The sequence below is a fragment of the Paenibacillus lemnae genome, from assembly GCF_012933385.1.
Classification (GTDB): Bacteria; Bacillota; Bacilli; order Paenibacillales; family Paenibacillaceae; genus Paenibacillus_AQ; species Paenibacillus_AQ lemnae.
In genome coordinates, this window is sequence record NZ_JABBPN010000002.1 from 352,245 (window position 1) to 371,479 (window position 19,235).

The 19,235-nt window shown below is 50.0% G+C and carries 18 protein-coding genes and 1 other annotated feature; of the genes, 1 reads left to right on the plus strand and 17 read right to left on the minus strand.

From position 1 onward, the window contains the following. The first annotated feature begins 25 nt into the window (after positions 1–25). Entirely contained in the window at positions 26–868 is an 843-nt protein-coding gene (gene comER / locus HII30_RS03585) for a late competence protein ComER (protein WP_169503570.1), read from the plus strand. Here the strand turns inward: comER and leuS are convergent. From leuS to HII30_RS03670, 17 genes are all read right to left on the minus strand, one after another. Next, entirely contained in the window at positions 849–3,290 is a 2,442-nt protein-coding gene (gene leuS / locus HII30_RS03590; protein ID WP_169503572.1) for a leucine--tRNA ligase, read from the minus strand. The two genes, comER and leuS, sit on opposite strands and share 20 nt — an antisense overlap. An 80-nt stretch (positions 3,291–3,370) precedes the next feature. After that, positions 3,371–3,638 (minus strand) — a binding site (T-box leader). A gap of 39 nt (positions 3,639–3,677) precedes the next feature. Beyond that, positions 3,678–4,547 carry a helix-turn-helix transcriptional regulator gene (locus tag HII30_RS03595; RefSeq protein WP_169503575.1) on the minus strand — a complete coding sequence of 290 codons (870 nt, stop codon included), beginning with the start codon at positions 4,545–4,547 and terminating at the stop codon, positions 3,678–3,680. A gap of 52 nt (positions 4,548–4,599) precedes the next feature. Further along, positions 4,600–5,673 carry a Gfo/Idh/MocA family protein gene (locus tag HII30_RS03600; protein WP_169503577.1) on the minus strand — a complete coding sequence of 358 codons (1,074 nt, stop codon included), beginning with the start codon at positions 5,671–5,673 and terminating at the stop codon, positions 4,600–4,602. A gap of 18 nt (positions 5,674–5,691) precedes the next feature. After that, the gene (locus tag HII30_RS03605; RefSeq protein ID WP_169503579.1) at positions 5,692–6,858 is read right to left on the minus strand and encodes a Gfo/Idh/MocA family protein; all 1,167 of its coding nucleotides are present in this window, start codon (positions 6,856–6,858) and stop codon (positions 5,692–5,694) included. 45 nt (positions 6,859–6,903) lie between these two features. Beyond that, positions 6,904–7,755, minus strand: a complete 852-nt coding sequence (locus HII30_RS03610; RefSeq protein ID WP_169503581.1) for a sugar phosphate isomerase/epimerase family protein — start codon at positions 7,753–7,755, stop codon at positions 6,904–6,906. A gap of 594 nt (positions 7,756–8,349) precedes the next feature. Next, positions 8,350–9,120, minus strand: coding sequence for a class I SAM-dependent DNA methyltransferase (locus HII30_RS03615; protein ID WP_169503583.1), 771 nt, complete (start codon positions 9,118–9,120; stop codon positions 8,350–8,352). A gap of 40 nt (positions 9,121–9,160) precedes the next feature. Next, a complete protein-coding gene (locus HII30_RS03620) occupies positions 9,161–10,069 on the minus strand; it encodes a CvfB family protein (RefSeq protein WP_169503585.1) in 909 nt (302 codons plus the stop codon). Continuing rightward, a complete protein-coding gene (gene rsfS, locus HII30_RS03625) occupies positions 10,066–10,410 on the minus strand; it encodes a ribosome silencing factor (RefSeq protein ID WP_169503587.1) in 345 nt (114 codons plus the stop codon). Before rsfS ends, HII30_RS03620 begins: the two co-directional genes overlap by 4 nt. Beyond that, positions 10,407–10,985 carry a bis(5'-nucleosyl)-tetraphosphatase (symmetrical) YqeK gene (gene yqeK, locus HII30_RS03630; protein ID WP_169503589.1) on the minus strand — a complete coding sequence of 193 codons (579 nt, stop codon included), beginning with the start codon at positions 10,983–10,985 and terminating at the stop codon, positions 10,407–10,409. The genes rsfS and yqeK overlap by 4 nt, the downstream gene beginning before the upstream one ends. After that, positions 10,957–11,559: a nicotinate-nucleotide adenylyltransferase gene (nadD, locus tag HII30_RS03635; RefSeq protein WP_169503591.1), complete on the minus strand. Its 603-nt coding sequence runs from the start codon at positions 11,557–11,559 to the stop codon at positions 10,957–10,959. The genes yqeK and nadD overlap by 29 nt, the downstream gene beginning before the upstream one ends. Before the next feature lie 15 nt (positions 11,560–11,574). Next, on the minus strand, positions 11,575–11,865 hold the full coding sequence (yhbY, locus tag HII30_RS03640; RefSeq protein ID WP_169503593.1) for a ribosome assembly RNA-binding protein YhbY: 291 nt from the start codon (positions 11,863–11,865) through the stop codon (positions 11,575–11,577). Positions 11,866–11,913: 48 nt separating this feature from the next. Next, entirely contained in the window at positions 11,914–12,786 is an 873-nt protein-coding gene (aroE, locus tag HII30_RS03645; RefSeq protein ID WP_169503594.1) for a shikimate dehydrogenase, read from the minus strand. A gap of 35 nt (positions 12,787–12,821) precedes the next feature. After that, a complete protein-coding gene (gene yqeH / locus HII30_RS03650) occupies positions 12,822–13,949 on the minus strand; it encodes a ribosome biogenesis GTPase YqeH (RefSeq protein ID WP_169503595.1) in 1,128 nt (375 codons plus the stop codon). After that, positions 13,946–14,473 carry a YqeG family HAD IIIA-type phosphatase gene (locus HII30_RS03655; protein ID WP_169503596.1) on the minus strand — a complete coding sequence of 176 codons (528 nt, stop codon included), beginning with the start codon at positions 14,471–14,473 and terminating at the stop codon, positions 13,946–13,948. The genes yqeH and HII30_RS03655 overlap by 4 nt, the downstream gene beginning before the upstream one ends. A 169-nt stretch (positions 14,474–14,642) precedes the next feature. Further along, positions 14,643–16,862: a transglutaminase TgpA family protein gene (locus tag HII30_RS03660; protein WP_169503598.1), complete on the minus strand. Its 2,220-nt coding sequence runs from the start codon at positions 16,860–16,862 to the stop codon at positions 14,643–14,645. After that, positions 16,859–18,106, minus strand: coding sequence for a DUF58 domain-containing protein (locus HII30_RS03665; protein ID WP_169503600.1), 1,248 nt, complete (start codon positions 18,104–18,106; stop codon positions 16,859–16,861). Before HII30_RS03665 ends, HII30_RS03660 begins: the two co-directional genes overlap by 4 nt. A 2-nt stretch (positions 18,107–18,108) precedes the next feature. Continuing rightward, positions 18,109–19,065 carry an AAA family ATPase gene (locus tag HII30_RS03670; protein WP_169503603.1) on the minus strand — a complete coding sequence of 319 codons (957 nt, stop codon included), beginning with the start codon at positions 19,063–19,065 and terminating at the stop codon, positions 18,109–18,111. Between the last annotated feature and the right edge of the window lie 170 nt (positions 19,066–19,235).

The window sequence follows — 19,235 nt, forward strand, 5'->3', positions numbered from 1 at the left end:
ATAACGTGAAAGGAGGGAGCCCCATATGAAAGTCGGTTTTATCGGTGCGGGAAGCATGGGCCAGCTGTTGATCGACTCCTTGATCCGTTACGGTGCCTTGCAGCCGGAACAGATTCAGGTAAGTACCCGTACTCCGCAAAAATCGGTAGATCTTCTACATCAGCATCCCGGTATCAAACTCTATGAAAGTAATGCGGAGAATGCGTCCCAATGCGATATTCTCTTTCTATGTATCAAACCGGGTGACTTTAGATCAGTTATTGATGACATTGCAGAGGTGATGTCCCCCGAGCAGATTGCCGTATCCATTACCAGTCCCGTGCAGCTGTCCCATCTGGAGCCGGCACTTCCCTGCAAAGTGGCCAAAATCATCCCCAGCCTAACCAACTACACGGGCAGCGGCGCATCACTGTGCATGTATGGTTCCCGAATCAAAGAAAAAGACAGGCTGCTTTTGGAAAGCCTCCTGTCTTACATCAGCAGGCCCATTCAAGTACTGGAATCGCACACAAGGATTACGTCCGATTTTTCCAGCTGCGGGCCTGCTTTTTTGAGTTATTTTTTGGAAAAATGGATCACTGCTGCCGTCGAATTGACCGGAGCCGACCGCTCCTCTCTGAACCGTCTGGCCGGCGAAATGCTGCTTGGCACCGGAAGACTGCTGACAGAAGAAGGATTCACACCGGAGCAGCTACAGAAAAGAATTGCTGTCCCGGGTGGCATCACCGCCCAGGCCCTGTCCCTGCTTGAGGAAAGGCTGGACGGTCTGTTTCACCAGCTCATAAGCACCACACATGACAAGTACGATGAGGATTTGGAGAAACTGGATGCGGTGTTCGACTCCATGGTTAACCGGCCACGATATTGACCAGTTTACCCGGCACTGCAATGACCTTGCGTACACTCTTTCCTTCCAGTGCCTGCTTGACATTCGGAAGGGAGAGGCTATGTTCTTTCATGGCTTCCTGGTCCATGTCTTTACCGATCTTAACACGCTCGACAATCTTGCCATTCACCTGGATCACAATCTCGACTTCAGCATCTACGGTCCATGCCTCATCGAACTGTGGCCAAGTTTCGTAAGTGATGCTTTCACTATATCCAAGCCGGCTCCAGAGCTCTTCTGCCAGATGGGGAGCCAGCGGAGATAACAGCTTCACGAAACCTTCCATGGCTTGACGCGGCAATTCTTCGGTCTTGTAGCCTTCGTTAACGAAGATCATGAGCTGGCTGACCGCTGTATTAAAGCGCAGATGCTCCAGATCTTCCGTCACTTTCTTCACGGTCTTGTGCCAGATGCGCTTAAATTCATCGGAACCTTCACCGTCTGAAAGCTTGCTGCTAAGCTCGCCGTTCTCGCCGATAAACAAGCGCCATGCGCGGGACAGGAAACGGTGAATGCCCTCCGCTCCGTTCGTGTTCCATGGTTTGGTCGCTTCCAGCGGCCCCATGAACATTTCGTACACGCGAAGCGTATCGGCTCCATATTCATTCACAATATCATCCGGATTGATGACATTGCCGCGGGATTTGCTCATCTTCTCGTTGTTGGTACCCAGAATCATACCCTGGTTCACCAGCTTCTGGAACGGTTCCTTCGTATCCACTACACCGAGATCATACAGCACTTTATGCCAGAACCGGGCATACAGCAAATGCAGAACCGCATGCTCTACACCGCCGATGTACAGGTCAACCGGCAGCCAGGCTTTCTGCTTTTCTTTGGAGCAGATCTCTTCCGTATTATGCGGATCGATATAACGCAAATAGTACCAGCTGCTGCCGGCCCACTGCGGCATCGTGTTCGTCTCGCGGCGGGCTTTCATTCCCGTTTCGGGATCCACCGTCTCCACCCATTCTGTAACATTGGCGAGCGGTGATTCGCCTGTGCCTGATGGCTTGATGTGATCAACATCCGGCAGAAGCAGCGGGAGCTGGTCCTCCGGCACAGTTTTCATGGAGCCATCCTCCAAGTGAAGAATCGGAATCGGCTCCCCCCAATACCGCTGGCGGCTGAACAGCCAGTCCCGCAGGCGATAGGTGATTTTGCGGCTGCCTTTTCCGCTCTCTTCCAGCCAGGTTGTCATTTTCTCAATCGCTTCTTCATTATGAAGCCCGTTCAGGAAATCGGAATTGACGTGTACACCCGCTCCGGTGTACGCCTCTTCATTCACATTGCCGCCGCTGACCACTTCGATAATATCCAGGTCGAACTTTTTGGCAAATTCCCAGTCACGGCTGTCGTGGCCCGGTACAGCCATGATGGCACCGGTACCGTATCCGGCAAGCACATAATCGGCAATCCAGATCGGCAGCTTGGCACCATTCGCCGGGTTAATTGCATAAGCACCGGTGAAAACACCGGTCTTGTCTTTTGCAAGATCCGTACGTTCCAGATCACTCTTGTGTGCAGCCTGCTCTTGATACTGCTTAACAGCCGCTTTCTGGCTTTCACTTGTAATGGCTTCCACCATCTCGTGTTCAGGTGCCACCACACAGTAACTTGCACCGAACAGCGTGTCCGGACGAGTTGTAAATACCGTCAGCTGGTGGTCATGACCCTCAATATCGAATACAACCTCGGCACCCGTCGACTTACCGATCCAGTTCCGCTGCATATCCTTAATGCTTTCAGACCAATCCAGGTCTTCCAGATCCTCCAGCAGTCTTTCTGCATAATCTGTAATTTTCAATATCCACTGACGCATCGGCTTACGAACAACCGGATGACCGCCGCGCTCCGACTTTCCGTCAATGACTTCCTCGTTGGCAAGTACTGTTCCAAGCGCTGGACACCAGTTCACCGGAACTTCAGCTACATAGGCAAGACCTCTGTTATACAACTGAATAAAAATCCATTGCGTCCATTTGTAATAATCGGCATCGGTCGTACTGATCTCACGATCCCAATCGTAGGAGAAACCCAGAGATTTAATCTGTCTGCGAAAATTATCAATATTGCTGATCGTAAAATCCCGCGGATGCTTGCCGGTGTCCATCGCGTACTGCTCTGCTGGGAGACCAAATGCATCCCAGCCCATCGGATGAAGCACATTAAAACCGCGCATCCGTTTAAAGCGGGATACGATATCCGTTGCCGTGTAGCCTTCTGGATGACCTACATGCAGCCCCGCACCAGACGGATACGGAAACATATCCAGTGCATAAAACTTCGGCTTATCGTCATCTTCCCTGGTTTTGAATGTTTTGTGCTGATCCCAATACTTCTGCCATTTCGGCTCGATGGCCTGCGGCTTATAGCCGTGACCTGTTTGTTGATTTTCGCTCATCTTCGCCAGCTCCTTCTTTGCGCTTGAACCCCATTGGTTATTATGTGTAACAAAAAAACCTCCCGTCTCCAGCGTATAACGCTAGGGACGAGAGGTTGTTTCCCGTGGTACCACCCTAGTTAGTGAAAGGCATACTTTGCCTTACACTCACTCTGTCACCTATATCGCAGGTGAGACGACCATGCTTCTTCAGCCGATCCATAAACATGTGCTGCAGCAGCACAGATATCCGCCAAATTGACATCGTTACTCCGAGGTGAGTTCATTTCTGTCGTCAACCGGCTTGCAGCAACCGCCGGCTCTCTGGGTAACGAGCATGAAACTAATTGTCCTCATCATCGCATAATATTTTAAATTGAATGTCGATATTATATCGAATATTGCTGGCTAAGTCAATGTGGAAATGCGGCTGTTCCGGTATTCATCGGGACTTACACCTACCATGTCCTTGAACATTCGGCTAAAGTGAGCCAGGTGATTAAAACCTGCTGCACGCCCGGCTTCTGTCACAGACATTTCGGGATGGAGCCAGAGCAGGATTTTGGCTTGATTGATTCTACGGCTGTACACATATTTCAATACGGTTGTCCCTGTTACCTCTTTAAAAATGGAAGAGAGATACGGTTTGGAAAGATGCACAATCTGAGCAATGTCATCCAGCGTAATATTCTGATCATAATGATGCTCTACGAATGATATCACATGCTGGACATGGCGTTCTTTCTCAGAATACTCTGACTGCGCTACCGTCGTTTCCGAACAAATGTCCGCAATATACAGCAGCAGATCCGCCAGGCGAAGCCCGCGTCTCTCATTATGATGGCCGGAAGGTGATAGTGAGAGACGATTTAGTTCCACTAGCATTCGTTCAAACTCCTCACGTTCTGCTCCGGCCAACGTCAATCTAAGGTTGCTGAGCTGCTGAAATGGAGTCAATGCTTTGGCCGACAGCGCGGGACTGAGCCACTGATCCAAAATCCCAGGATCAAAATGAATAATACTGCGTACATAGCGGGCATCGGGCTCAATATGCGGACAATGAAGGGTCAGGCCGTTCATCAACAAGAGGTCCCCGGGCTGCAGTACGTAGATTCGATCACCGATCAGATATGTACAAGTCCCTTCATGAAAGTAAAAAATTTCATGCGAGGGATGAGAGTGGAAAATACCGCTTTCAATGAGGTAGTCACTCCGGTAAGAATAGCTATAAGGCTGACGTGTCAGCTGGTGTTCATGTATAAGGAACCCCGGTTTCATAAGAGTTTTCCCCTTTGCGCTCCATGGATTCCTTATAGTATAAACGAATATGTTACTGAATACGAACCGCCTGCTGCTGCGCCATCACACATAATTCTCCCGCCTTGAAGGCATGCTCCTGCGTCATGGCGCGTTCCGTTCGCTCCAGACAATCCAGAATCAGTTCACCGAAGAAAGGAAACCCTACTTTTCCGCTGAGCTCCATATGATACTCTCCGCTGCCGTTGACGAGATACAGATGATCCCCCTGCGGGCTGCGGGCAATATCAATGTATTTTCTGAGCTCGATGTACCCTTCGGTCCCCAAGATAAACGTCCTGCCGTCTCCCCATGTGCCAAGACCATCTGGGGTCAGCCAGTCTACTCGGAAGTAGTTGGTCGCACCATTGTCCCCAATCAGCGTGGCATCTCCAAAATCTTCTAGCTCCGGATACTGCGGGCTGTTGTAATTCGCCACCTTGCTGCTGGCTACAGCAGCATCCTTGCATCCCGCATAGAACAGGAACTGTTCGATCTGATGCGAGCCGATATCACACAGTATGCCCCCGTACATTTCGCGTTTGAAAAACCAATCTGGACGCTGGGAGGCATTCAGCCGATGCGGACCGGTACCCATAACCTGAACTACTCTGCCGATCGCTCCATCCTGAATGAGATGGCCTGCATGAACAGCGCTTTCCACATGCAGCCTTTCACTGTAATACACCATGTATTTCTGTCCGGTTTCCGATGCCTTGGCCCGTGCCTGATTGACCTGTTCCAGTGTAGTAAAAGGAGTCTTATCGGTAAAATAGTCTTTGGCATGCGACATAACTTTGAGTCCAAGCTCGCAACGCAGTGACGGGATCGCCGCTGCGGCTACTAGCCGAACTTCCTGGTCCTGCAGAATCTCATCTTCAGAAGAAGCGGCAGTGACCTGAGGGTATTTTTCACAGAACGCTTGAACCTTGTCAGGATCGGGGTCATACACCCACTTCAATGTCGCACCTGCCTCCACCAGTCCGTTGCACATGCCGTAAATATGTCCGTGATCCAGGGCCATAGCTGCAAATACAAATTCACCGGGCCCTACAACAGGCTGAGATTTACCAGATGGTGCATACATCATACCGTTACTTCGATTCATTATCGAAACCTCCCATTTCTATACAAAAGATTTGGACATATCCACTTCCGGTCCCGTGTCCCTTACGGTCTTCTGATACGTTGAATGCTGAATGACCTCCTGCAGCTTTTCATAATAAAGATCCTCATCGATCGGCAGCTCGACCCAGTCATCCAGCCAGGTGGATAAATGCATGCTGTTAGAGAGTGTCAACCCGTGAATACCTTCTTCCCCAGGCGCAATCAGTGGAGTACCATGCAGTATGGCATCTGTGAAATTTTGCAGTATACCGTCATGCTGTGTATTCTCTCCTGTGATCGGTACCTCACACTTCCAGCACTCCGGCTGGCCGAACTTGCCCTCAAAATTTTTATTGAATTCCGGCTCTGGAACCCGCAGCCGCGAGAATGAGAGCTTGTCGTTCTCTAGGACAATTTTCCCCCGGGTGCCTGTCACTTCAAAACGTGTCGTTCCCGGTGCCTCTCCAGTCGTCGTTATAAAAACAGCAGTTGCGCCGTTTTCATATTCCGCATAAGCCGTGACATCGTCCTCTACCTCAATATTGCGATATTTTCCGAAAGAACAGAAGGCTCTCATGCGCTTCGGCATCATCCCGGTCACCCACTGCCACAAGTCCAGCTGATGCGGAGACTGGTTCACCAGCACACCGCCGCCCTCACCGGCCCAGGTTGCACGCCAGCCTCCGGAGTCATAGTAGCTCTGGGAACGGTACCACTCGGTTACGATATAATTCATCCTGCGGATCTCACCCAGCTCACCATCTGCAATCAGTTCCCGCAGCTTTTGATACAGCGGGTTGCATCGCTGATTGTACATAATGGAGAACACCTTGCCGCTGTCTTGCGCGGCTTCGTTCATTTCACGAACCTGTTTCGTATACACACCGGCCGGTTTCTCAATCAATACATGCAGTCCCTGCTGGAATGCAAAAATCGCTTCCTTGGGATGATCATAATGAGGTGTGGCAATGATGACCGCATCGATTTCACCGGAGGACATCATCTTCCGGGCATCGCCCCAGATTTTCACATCCTGTGGCAGTTCTGCTTTAGCCATATCCTGCTTTTGCTGCTGCATATCGCATACGGCCGTCAATTGAGCCCCTTTTATACGGCCTTCAGCCAGAGAACGGGAATGACTGTACCCCATTCCAAGACCAATAACCCCTACTCTTACCTTGTCCACGGTATGATCCTCCTTGAATGAATTTATTTAGAGTCTATATTTATGTTATGCCGACCACTCTTTCATCTGCTCAACAATCGATTTCATCATGTCCGGTGAGGCAAGTGTGCCGCTGAAATCTTCAATTCCGAAATATCCGTCATACCCAACGGATTTCAGATCGGCCAGAACCTGCGGCCAGGATACAGCACCCTGGGCCAGGGGTGACCAATCCTGTTTCCATTCTGTACGGTCACCCTCTCCTGTTATGGAGCTCACGTGTGCGGCATTTTTGACATGGACGTGGGCCAGGTATGGACCCAGCAGTTCCAGTCCCATTTTGTAATTTTCATAACCTTCATATACCATATTGCCGGGATCGTACAGCACACCGATATGTTCGGGATTAAATTGCGACACCAAGCGGTGAGCCAGTGAGGCACTTGGTGCAATGGTATTGTGATGTGTTTCTACCAGTGCTTTCACGCCATACTCCGCTGCCAGGCCTTCAACCTGAGCCAGATATTCTTTACACTGATGGAATAAGGTATTGTAATTCGCACTACGATCATAAGCCGGAACCCCTGCCCGAATATAATCTGCGCCCAGAAGCTGGGCTGCCCGCAGCACACGGCGTGTATTTTCGATATCTCCACATGAGAGGTAAGGGACTACCGCAAGCGTTCGGATATTTTCCTTTTCAGCGATCTGTTTGAATGTCAGCCACTCTTCCTCACTTCCTGCAGGATCGATCGAGCAGCGGTTATGCCGCCAGTACGATGGTTCCTCCTGTAATGCATCTTGAGGAATCTCTTTAAACCGCCATTCCACTGCCTCAACTCCTGCCTCTCTGGCGGAAGTAACCAGCTGTTCCGGGCTTAGCTCCGGTGTCGAAACGGTAAATATCGAAAACTTCATTTGATCCTCTCCTTAAGGTTAGCTTATGTAAAGCACCAGTTGCAATCGCTTCCAATTTCATTCACATTCAGTTTACCACAAGACAGAATAGAGGAACTATGGCTGCATCCTGTTACCTTAACCTCAGTCAAATCAATATTGAAATAAGGGAGTTACAGGCAAACGGACTCTGAAAAAACATCCCGCGGACGAAGCGCGTAACTTGCGAAACATGCAAACAAGCGAAACTTGCGAAACATTTCTCCCGTCGCTGTTGTGCTCATTAAACTCAGCTAAAATAAGCTTGAAATTCAGGCTTATTTCTCCCATTTTGTCTGTTAAGAACACTTTAAGCCTGAAAATCAGTCTTAAATTATCTGAAAACGTTACCATAACCCGAAAATGGATGTAAAGTGAAATATAAGCCTGAAAAACAATCTTATGGATCCAAAAGCTTCTGTTTTTCTCAAAATAAGCTTGGAAAACAATCTTAAACTATCACATGCTGACACTGGGGTCGCTCGTTCGCACTCGCAGAGCAATGTCACATCTTGGCACGAACACCAAATAGAAAAAGGCCAACCAGAATACTGGCTGACCGTGTTGTTTCTATGATTATTTTACAGCTACATAAAACAGACGCCGGGCGTTTTCTCCAGCTTCAACCCATTCGAAATCGGCGTAGCACTGCACATCCCGGAATCCCGCTTTTGTCAGCTCCACTTTCATCCACTGCGGATCATACCCCCGCTGAACATGACTTTCTTCGAAACGGCGGTATATCGACCGGTCCTGTTCATCTCGCGCAAATATGGATAGATGATGTTCAATCTCACACCGCGGGCCATCCAGCTCACATGTCCAGATGTACGATACCCTCGGATCATCGAGAACAAACGGCTGCTCCTCATCATACCGGATCAGTGTGTTAGGATGATGCACATCAAACAGAAATGTGCCCCCCTCGTTCAATCCCTTATATGTACGCTGAAATGCTGCCCGAATATCCTCTTCTTCCAGCAGGTAATTGAAGCAGTCGCAGAACGAAATTACGGCATCGACAGGCTCCGGCAGTTCCCACTCCCTGATATCCTGCTGAACCCAACGGATGCTGCCTTCCCTGAAGAACCTTCCCCCCTGCGGGGTTTCTTCCAGTTTGCGTCTTGCAATGGACAGCATGTCAGCCGACAGATCAATCCCAGTCACCTGAAATCCGGATTTAACCAAAGGAATCGTAATACTTCCTGTCCCGCATCCCAGTTCCGCCACACTCGCCGGCATTCCATGCTTTTCCCAGGCCGTCCGAGCAAATCGGAGCCATTCCGGGTATGGCATATCTTCCATCAGTTGATCATAAACGTATGCAAATTTGCGGTAAGACAACATGCTGATACCACTTCCTGACACTTGTGCTTATTGTTTCTGATTACTCTTCCGGGACGGAATTTGCTGCATCATTACGCTGAACCAAATACGTCCAGTTTTCCTTCTGAGTGACCAGTCCATCCTTCATCAGCTTGCCCAATGCCCGTTTAAAAGCCGATTTGCTGATGCCGAATCGCTGCTTGATAATATCCGGCGGGGTAGCATCTGAGTAAGGCATCCCACCGCCCGGACGCTCTTTCAAAAAAGCAAGCAGCCGGTCCGCATCATCTGTGCGTCCGACTTCCTTTCGCGGAACCATGGACAGATTGACACGTCCGTCCTCCCGGAGGTGACTGACACGCACCTTCACTTCTTCACCCAATCGCAGCATCCGGGTTCGCTCGGAAGAATGGATCATGCCAATAGCCCCGAAGCCCAGCACACCTCCATCTACAACCACAAAAGTTCCCATCTGCAGGGGCTTGTACACCCTTGCCGTAAACCATTCATTCAGCCAGGAAGCAGGGGCATGAAATGCGAGAGGCACAAGCTCTTGTTCCCCTGCCAGTCTGGCCCGCAGACGTCCCTGCTTATCATGTTCCATCATGACGTAAACCTGATCCCCTACTTGAGGATGAAGCTCCTTTAACTCCGGGAGTTCACGGATGGGCAGCAGCAGCTGCCGGCCAAGCCCCATCTCAAGGAAGCAGCCCAGCCGTGGATGAACATCAGCCACCATCAGCAGGGCGGTCTCACCCAGTGTCAAATAAGGCTTCTTCATCGTTGCCGCCAGCCGGTCTTCTGTATCGAAGAAGATAAACACTTCTACAGCTTCACCCGCTGTGATCTCCCGGGTCAATTCCGTATAGTGAAGCAGAACATCGCGATCTCCTCCGTCAAGAAAAAAACCATACGGAGACACTTCACGGGAAACTTCCAGTTCCACGATCGTTCCGGCGATCAAACTCATACGTTCTCCACCACTTTGGCGTCAGACCATAAGCGTTCGATGTTGTAATATTCCCGCTCATCACGGTGGAAAATATGCACAACAACGTCTCCCAGATCGAGCAGTACCCAACGGGCAGCATCCATGCCTTCGATCCGAACGGGAATACCGGCATCATGGGCACGTTTACGAACTTCGGTCGCAATGGCCTGCACCTGGGTATCGGAGTTACCGTGACAAATCACAAAGTAATCCGCCACCAGCGAGATGCCTTTCAAATCCAATGCCACAATATTCATGGCTTTTTTATCTTCTGCGCCTGCAATGGCAGTATTCAATAATTGCTGTGGTGTTATGGTCATATATTCTCCTCCAATTGCTTAATCAAATCATTACGTGACAATACCGTGAGCGGATAAATGATTTGCTTTCTGGCTATCAAGTGGCTGATGGTGGAATCAAATCCGCCGGCAAGCGCCCCTTCAAGGCTATGTTGGGCCAGTTCGCGCAAATTATGCACACCAGGAAAATCCCGCCCCGGTTCGATGTAATCGGCAAGACAAACCACCTTGTCCAGCAAGGTCATTCCCACCCTGCCGGATGTATGATAACGAATGGCATCCAGGATCTCCGGATCTGTAATTCCGTAAACTTCCCTTGCGGTAAAAGCGCCGACCTCGGCATGCCACAGCTGCTTGTCATGCAGAAGCAGCTCATCGTTGAGTTTATGCTCAACCAGAATGTTTCTCATCTTCTCAATCGTCCAGTATTTAGAAACATCATGCAGTATAGCTGCGAGATCGGCTTTTACTGGATCCGCTCCATATCGCCTTGCCAGTTGAACAGCAGTCTCCATCACGCCCAGCGTGTGAGTCCACCGCTTTTCCGGCATCTGAGCAGATACAGCTTCAATCAGCTGTTCCCGATTGTACTCCATAGATCCCGCTCCTTGATATATATTCATAAACCGGATCCGGCACCATATAACGGATCGACTCCCCGTTCTCCGCCTTATGGCGGATGTCTGAAGAAGAGATATCCAGCATCGGCATGTCCACTATATGAACACGACGCTTAAGGAAATCCGGCAGCTGCTCAGTATCGAGCGGGGAACCTGGACGGTTCAAACCAATAAAGCTCAGCATATCGGCCAATTCCTGAATTCTATTCCACTTCGGGAGGTAATTCACCATATCGGCTCCGATAATGAAATGGAAATCATGTTCCGGCCATTCCTTTTTGAGATCCCGGATCGTATCCACGGTATAGGAAACGCCTTGACGCTTAACTTCCACGTCCAGCAGGCGAAAGTGAGGATTTGAGGATATTGCCTTCTCTGTCATGTCTAAACGCATTTCTCCCGTAACGCCTGCCTGCTGTTTATGCGGCGGAGTATGGCTTGGCATAAACCACACTTCCTCCAGTCCACATGCGTCCCTCGCTGCCTCTGCAGCCATAAGATGGCCAATGTGAATCGGGTCGAACGTTCCTCCCATGATACCTGTCTTCATCCGGATTCCTCCTTATTAAGGAAGCTCGATCGTTTTGTAGTCCCGAGACTCCTTATAAAGTACAATGGTTTTCCCGATAACCTGTACCAGCTCTGCACCGGTTCCTTCCACCAGTTCATTCGCGATCTCACGCGGATCCTCCAGGCAGTTGTTAAGCACCGAGACTTTCAAAAGTTCCCGCTTTTCAATTGCTTCGTTAATATGGCGGATCAAATGCTCGTTGCTCCCACCTTTTCCGACTTGAAAAACCGGATCCAGATGATGCGCGAGTGAACGTAAATGTCTTTTTTGCTTACCTGTCAGCATGCTATGTCATGACTCCCTTATATGGTTTAAATGTACGTCTGGAAAATCTCAAAAACTTTCCAGTACCGCCTGTTTCATCTCTTCTACGGGGGCTGTAAGGCCAGTCCAGTATTCAAAAGCGAAGGCGCCCTGGTTTACGAACATGCCCAGTCCCCCATGCACGCGGCATCCCCTCGCTTCACTTTCAGTGAGCAGCTTCGTCTTGAGGGGATTATAGATCAAGTCACTCACCACAATCCCCTCAGGAATCCATTCAGCTTCCACCGGCATTTGATCCACATGCGGATGCATGCCCACCGATGTTGTGTTGATAATGACATCGGCTGATGAAACGGCTTCTTCAGCTTCATGCTCGCCATAACCTCGGATAGTGGATGTACCCCCTCCCCATTCCTCAGCCAGCTGAACAGCTTTCGATGACGTGCGGTTTATGATCGAGATCGAACCTGCCATCTCCAGTGTTAAAGCATGAACAATGCCGCGTGCGGCACCTCCAGCCCCCAGCACAACAATATTGCTTCCGCTCAAACCCGGCAGCACTTCGTCCTTTAACGAACGGACATATCCAATACCGTCCGTATTATAACCTGTCAGTACGCCATGGTCATTCACGATCGTATTAACTGCTCCGATCTTTGCCGCTCCTTCATCGATCTTGTCCAGATACGACATCACTTCCACCTTATGCGGTATGGTCACATTCACTCCGCGAAACCCGAGTACCCGGACAGCCTGGATGGCTTCCTTCAGGTTATCGGGTTTCACATGCAGCGGAACATAATGGCCAGAAATGCCGTGTGCCTTCAATGCCGCATGATGCATCACAGGTGATTTTGAGTGAGCGATCGGATCCCCCAGCACACCAAGCAGCAGTGATCCGCTCGTGGGTACAAATTGTTCAAGCAGCCGATTCCCTGTCATGGTATTCTCCCCATTCTTTACTTCTTGGCATGATTCTAAATCAAGGACGGACGCAGCATCACCTTGACGCCCTTCGGTACATGAACCGCTGTTAATGCACCTTCATCACTGTTCACTTTGATCCAGCCCAGTCCCGAGATGAACACATCACATTTCGACCCCTTCGGAACCCGGATCTCATGCCTCGTCCAAGGCGGCATATCCTTCAGCCGATCACGGTTCGGCGGGGACAGAAGCTCACCCGCGTGGTCCTCATACAAGGAATCTGCACGCTCCAGTTTAGTGCGGTGAATCTTCAAGCGCCCGCTAATAAAAGAGGTGAATGACTGATGCTTCCCTTGGATAAAGTCAAAACGGCCCATGCCCCCGAAAAACAAGGTCTGACCCTCATCCAGCTGATAGACAACGGGTTTAAGCGGATTCTCCGGCATAACGACACCCAGATCCTCACGACCCACCATTTCACTATATCTCCAAGGATATACGATACCCGGAGTATCAATAATATAACGTCCGTCATCCAGCGGAATATTAACCATATCCAATGTGGTTCCCGGATACCGTGACGTGGTAAGTTCCTGATCCAGATCACTATAATCCCGGATCAGACGGTTAATGAGCGTCGATTTGCCCACATTCGTGGCTCCGACGACATAGACATCACGGTCTCCGCGGTTCTCTGCAATCGTCTCCAGCAGCCGGTCAAAACCCTGATTTTTCTTGGCACTGCACATAACAATATCAGTGGTTCTAAGCCCGTGTTCTTTACACTGCTTCTGCACCCAGTTTAACAGCTTGTTCCAATTCGTAACCTTTGGCAAAAGGTCGGTTTTGTTGACAGCTAGTATAACCGGGTTATTGCCCACAAAACGCTGAAGACCGGAGATCAGACTGCCCTCAAAGTCAAAAATATCCACAATGTGAATGACTAATGCGTGCTTGCTGCCGATCTGACCGAGCAGACGAAGAAATTCATCCTGATCCACCGCCACTGCGGCTGCTTCATTGTAATTCTTGATCCGAAAACATCGCTGGCAGATGACCGGCTCCCGATCCCAGGCTTTCTCCGGCAAATAGCCGGGTTTATCTTGAGAAGCATGCTGAAGCGTGATGCCGCAGCCCCTGCATTTCTTGATGTCTTGTCCCCCTGCAGCCCCACTCATTTCTTATCCTCCTCTTTCCATAAACCCATTCTCCGAAGGCGGGTTAAGGCGATCTTCTCCACACGGCGGTTAAACAGGCGTGTAATCCATCCCTCGTCATTAATGGCGATCGGCATAACCAACACTGTAAAAAGACCCAGCCGGTTCCCTCCGTACACATCGGTCAGCATTTGATCACCGACCACTATGGTTTTGTCAGCAGTCAGGTTCATCATCTGCATCGCTTTGCGAAAAGGTGCATTGCTTGGTTTGCGAGCTTCATGAACATATTGAATATCCAGCGGAGTCGCAAATTTCGATACACGCTCCAGCTGATTATTAGATACGATAATCAATTGAAATCCGATCTCTTTGACTTTTTTAAACCATTCCAAAAGCTCAGGTGTCGCCAAGGGAGCCTTGGCTCCGACCAGGGTATTGTCCAGATCTGTAATAATGCCCCGGTAGCCCTGCTTGTACATCTCTTCCAGATCGATATCATAAACCGTGTCGACACGCTGCTTGGGAATAAGCATCTTAAACAAATGATTCACCTCAATTTCATAGGAAAAACTATACCATATTCCAAGTAGTTAGTAAAAATAAACAACAGTCTCATTTAGGATGGCCGATTCCAAAGAAATGCATCCATTTTTCTCCACACCGGGTGCAAAAAACCGCCCGCCGTTCCTTGCGGAAGGCGGACGGCAGGAATTAAACGGTTTTCACCTTTTTCAATCCTTTTTTAAGTTCGGCAGCTTCCGCCTGTACCGTTTTCCACGCTTCATGATCCACCTGAACCGGACTATATCTGGCATCTTCAAACCGTTTGAGCAGCGGGTTCAGTAAAGGTGCCAGTGACGGATGATGTTCCTTCCAGCGCAGTACCGATTCACGCAGCGTTTCTTCCGGACTGCGGGTTAATCCCTTTCGGTGTATAGACCGGATCCAGCGCTCCGTCTCGGCGATCACTTTATCAGCTGGCGTCAAAGGTCTGCCGCTGGTAAGGCGCGCTCGTATAAATCGGAAGTTCACGCGCATTCTCCAAAGAATATACCCGATCCATAACAGAATAATAACACCTGCCGCTATACCAAGAATGGGATACAGATTGAAGTTGTCATCGCCAGCTGTCTCAGCTGCCGCTGTTTCCTGCTCTTCTTCTTCCACAGGTTCCTGCTCATCCGGCTCTTCTGGTACCACCGGCTCCTGAACCTCGCCTCCGGACAAAATCGGCATGGTGAAACCTGGTGTAGCTTCGATCGGAATCCAGCCGTATTCTTCACCGAAATATACTTCTGCCCACGAATGGGCATCTGCATTGGTAACCGTATAGCTGCCTGAAGGCGTTCGGCTGCCGCCAGGTGACATAAACTGCTCATTCGGTACGTTTCCCGGGGCGTACCCCTTGACCCAGCGAGCAGGAATATCCAGAGAGCGCGCCATCATGACCATGGATGTGGAGAAATAATCACAGTAGCCTTCTTTGACTTCAAACAGAAAGCTGTCAACGAAGTCGCCGCTTTGTTTGTTCGACAGATTCGGGCTGTTGGTATATGAAAACTCACTGCTTTGTAAATACTGCTGCAGCAGCATCACTTTTTTGTACGGGGTATCTCCCCCTGAAGTGATGTCCTCTGCCAGTTCCTGGACACGGTCCGGGAAGCGCGATGGAATCTGTAGATATTCATCATCCGCAGAATTGTTTCCATACAGCTCCTCATCTGATTTCTCCTTTAGCTGCTCCCATGGTATGACCGGCACCTCGGAAGTGACAGTGTAGGTTTTGGGATAATAAGGCCTTTTCGGCTCGGAGATCAGATGAAGCTCGGCTCCTTCGGTTTTCCAGCGGAGAACACCGTTCTCCTCTGAATCAACGCGGTCCACGCTCACCATGGAATAGGCTCCAAACAGCACAGGATACACGTTATCGTTAAGCATGGTGACATCCTGCTTCACCGTTTTGGTCGGGACGCCGGATTGTTCTTCAGGCAAGGCCTGGCCGACCTCAACCGATTCCGTGTCCCGCGCTCTTTGTCTGTCCGCCCAGCCGGTTCCGGAATAAACGCTTCTCGTCTCTCCCCGCCAGTAATTTCGTTCATCTGATGAAATGGACATCACCGGGGAATAGTCGAAATTAAATCCGCCGCCGAGATCATTATCTTCCCGTCCATACCCTGACATACTTTCCCAGGAAGTCACAATGACGCCTCCCCCGGCCGCTCCCCCGCCGCTCGTCAGTGGAAGACCGCTCCACTCTCTCCAGGCTGTGTAGGGATCAGTTAGTGAAGGCTGAATGTTTGGCATATTCACCCCGGCAAACATAATCAGAGAGAATATGACCAGAATGTTGCCAATAATTTTGAACGGGTAACGCCGCAGCCGCTGCCACCCTTGCGGAAACCGGATACGAAACCGGTTAAAATGCTCCGTGACCAGCCACGCCAGCCCTGCACCTGCAACCCATGCCGTTTCATCCCACAATACAAAGGTTGTGAAAGAATCCAGCACGGCAAACGCAACAATATTCAAACCGACGAGCATCAATATTTTGCGTTTGCTGTTCGCCCAGACGGAAACAAAATTAAAGATCGCCCACGCCGCAAGCGCGAACCACAAATACGGCAGCGCATAATGATAACGCTCATCATTCAGCGCATCCGCAAAGCTTTCCGGAACAGGCATTCCATAATTGGACAGGATCCTGTAAACGGCGTATATAATCAAAATTAGCTGAATAGGAATTCTATATACTCTTTTGACGAATACCAATACTTCAACGACTGCCGTTATGGCCAGCGCTGCCACAATGCCTGCTGTTGTCTCTTCGTAAAGGATAGGTTCTGTATAGGATACCCACTGTGTCAGTAGAATCCAGATCCAGAGTATAGTCAATCCGTGAAACAGCCAAGAAGAACTTCGTTGCTGCCTCATCGTAACCCACCTCCCAGCACAAAAGGCAGTTCTTCCAGCGATGATGCCGTGAAGCTCATGACACCCCGGCTTTGGAGATAAGATGTAAAGTCTTTGGACTCCGTCGCGGAATCTCCGCCATCAATCTTCAACAAACACGGATTCATTCCGCGGTTTTCCGCCCATCGTATCGTTTGTACGATATCGTCATCTGCTGTCGGTGTGACAATCAGAAACAGAGCACCTTTCGGCAGCTCCCGGCCCACCCGATCCAGGGATGACTGCAATGATTCCTTTCGGTCTGCATGAACATCAACCAGATGCTGAATCATAGCCATCCGCTCTCCCTGGAACGTGCTTGGAGGAAACAGATGAGGAATTTTTCCTGTAGTAAACAGCCCGATGCCTGCATCTTCCTTACTTCCGTATTCAAGCAATGAAGCCGCTGCAGAGACAGCTGTCTCGAAATGCTGTGCATTTCGGAATCCTTTCTCGCTGCAGTTTAAAACAAGCATCGTTTGCGGATAGGATTCATGCTCGAATTCCTTGGATTTCCAGGATCCGGTCTTGGCTGTGGCGTTCCAGTGAATACGCGAAATCCGGTCTCCGTATACATAGTCTCGCACACCATTGATTTGTGTTGTTTCCCTGCGAGCAGGGGTCGTTGTGGTTTGCGCTCCGCCCAAACGGACACTGCGGAGATTGCGCTGCCAGTTCGGGATATACACCGTTCTGGGTAGAACCCGAAATTCCGTATTCACTTCAAAGCCCCCGCGGTGTTCCATAAGTCCGAATATATCCTCACTGATACATTCCGTTTTCAAAAAAGTATAACGTCCTCGCTCGAGGCCCGGTGTCTGGAAGGTTAACTCGCCTGACCCGCGCATACTCGGGATCATACTGTCTTCGAAGGACCAGGAGTCCCCGTTATGCCGCTGCAGCACTTCACGTATAACGAGATACGGCATAGGGAGCAGTCCCGGTATGGTTACCTGCATCCGGACATGAACCTGTTCACCTGCATGCAGAAGTCCGCCCTCAGATCCGCCTGCACTCACCGTTCTAGCTGCCTTAACACGATTCACGCCGCCCAAGCTGAATCCAATTAAATAAACGGCGAGTAAACTGACCATCGAGAACAGCATCATCGCTGTTTTACCGCCTTGAAAAAGAACATAGAACAAAACCATGCACCATACCGCCAATACTGCTGCCAAATTACCCGGCTTGATGCTGCCTAAAAATGCAGAAAGATGATGGCGCATGCCTATCTCCCCATTTGAACCGGCACTTTGACTTGTCTCAATATAAACTCAAGCACTGTGGCCGTGGTGGTCTTGTCCAGCCTCGACTCCGGACGCAGCAAGATCCGGTGGGAAAGCACATAGGGCGCCAGGGTCTTAACATCATCTGGCAGCACATAATCTCGCCCTTGCAAAAACGCAAATGCTTTCACAGCATTCATAAATGACAGTGTAGCGCGGGGACTTGCACCCAGCAGAACAGATGGATGTTCACGGGTAGCCCTTGTAATCCCCAGCAAATAATCGGCTACCGGTTCTCCCAGAAACACGTCCTGAGTCTCCTTCTGGATCTCTGCGATCGTGCTCATATGTGTAACTGGACGAAGCTTGTCCGTTAACTGGCCATGCTTGGATTTGAACATGAGTTCCCGCTCGGTTGCAGCGTCGGGATAGCCCAGACTTAGTTTCATCATAAAACGGTCGAGCTGCGCTTCAGGCAGCATGTACGTTCCTTCAAAATCGATTGGATTCTGAGTTGCACACAGCATAAAAGGATGAGGAAGCTGATGGGTTTCACCATCCACCGTCACACTTCGCTCTTCCATGACTTCGAGCAGAGCGGACTGTGTTTTGGTCGTAGCGCGGTTGATTTCATCCGCGAGAAGGACATTGGTCATCACGGGACCCGGACGGAAATAAAACTGTTCATCGCGGGGATGAAAGACGGAGACGCCTGTAATATCACTTGGAAGAATATCCGGGTTGCACTGAATACGCCGGTAATCTCCCTGCATGGTCTTGGCGAGCGCCTTGATCAGCTGGGTTTTACCGGTCCCGGGAACATCCTCGATCAATACGTGGCCGCCTGCCAGAAGAGCAGTGAGAAGAATCTGGATCTCAAACTCTTTACCAAGCAGGCAGGATTCCAGGTTGGATCGCACAGATGATATGATGTTGATCGATTCTTGGCTTACGGGCATGTATGAATAACCTCCTGTAAGGGAATGATTAAATGGTTTATATCTATTGTACATGAACATGGACGTCGAGTACATTACATCACCCATACATACCCTGCTTTACTATATCTGCAACTCACTAGAGTAAAGGGCAGACATCTCTGCCCCTCCTCATCAAACCGTACGTGAGG

Coding starts and splice junctions, on each gene's coding strand:
- comER (WP_169503570.1), top strand. CDS start 26: ATGAAAGTCGGTTTTATCGGTGCGGGAAGCATGGGCCAGCTGTTGATC.
- leuS (WP_169503572.1), bottom strand. CDS start 3,290: ATGAGCGAAAATCAACAAACAGGTCACGGCTATAAGCCGCAGGCCATC.
- HII30_RS03595 (WP_169503575.1), bottom strand. CDS start 4,547: ATGAAACCGGGGTTCCTTATACATGAACACCAGCTGACACGTCAGCCT.
- HII30_RS03600 (WP_169503577.1), bottom strand. CDS start 5,673: ATGAATCGAAGTAACGGTATGATGTATGCACCATCTGGTAAATCTCAG.
- HII30_RS03610 (WP_169503581.1), bottom strand. CDS start 7,755: ATGAAGTTTTCGATATTTACCGTTTCGACACCGGAGCTAAGCCCGGAA.
- HII30_RS03615 (WP_169503583.1), bottom strand. CDS start 9,120: ATGTTGTCTTACCGCAAATTTGCATACGTTTATGATCAACTGATGGAA.
- HII30_RS03620 (WP_169503585.1), bottom strand. CDS start 10,069: ATGAGTTTGATCGCCGGAACGATCGTGGAACTGGAAGTTTCCCGTGAA.
- rsfS (WP_169503587.1), bottom strand. CDS start 10,410: ATGACCATAACACCACAGCAATTATTGAATACTGCCATTGCAGGCGCA.
- yqeK (WP_169503589.1), bottom strand. CDS start 10,985: ATGGAGTACAATCGGGAACAGCTGATTGAAGCTGTATCTGCTCAGATG.
- nadD (WP_169503591.1), bottom strand. CDS start 11,559: ATGAAGACAGGTATCATGGGAGGAACGTTCGACCCGATTCACATTGGC.
- yhbY (WP_169503593.1), bottom strand. CDS start 11,865: ATGCTGACAGGTAAGCAAAAAAGACATTTACGTTCACTCGCGCATCAT.
- aroE (WP_169503594.1), bottom strand. CDS start 12,786: ATGACAGGGAATCGGCTGCTTGAACAATTTGTACCCACGAGCGGATCA.
- yqeH (WP_169503595.1), bottom strand. CDS start 13,949: ATGAGTGGGGCTGCAGGGGGACAAGACATCAAGAAATGCAGGGGCTGC.
- HII30_RS03660 (WP_169503598.1), bottom strand. CDS start 16,862: ATGAGGCAGCAACGAAGTTCTTCTTGGCTGTTTCACGGATTGACTATA.
- HII30_RS03665 (WP_169503600.1), bottom strand. CDS start 18,106: ATGCGCCATCATCTTTCTGCATTTTTAGGCAGCATCAAGCCGGGTAAT.
- HII30_RS03670 (WP_169503603.1), bottom strand. CDS start 19,065: ATGCCCGTAAGCCAAGAATCGATCAACATCATATCATCTGTGCGATCC.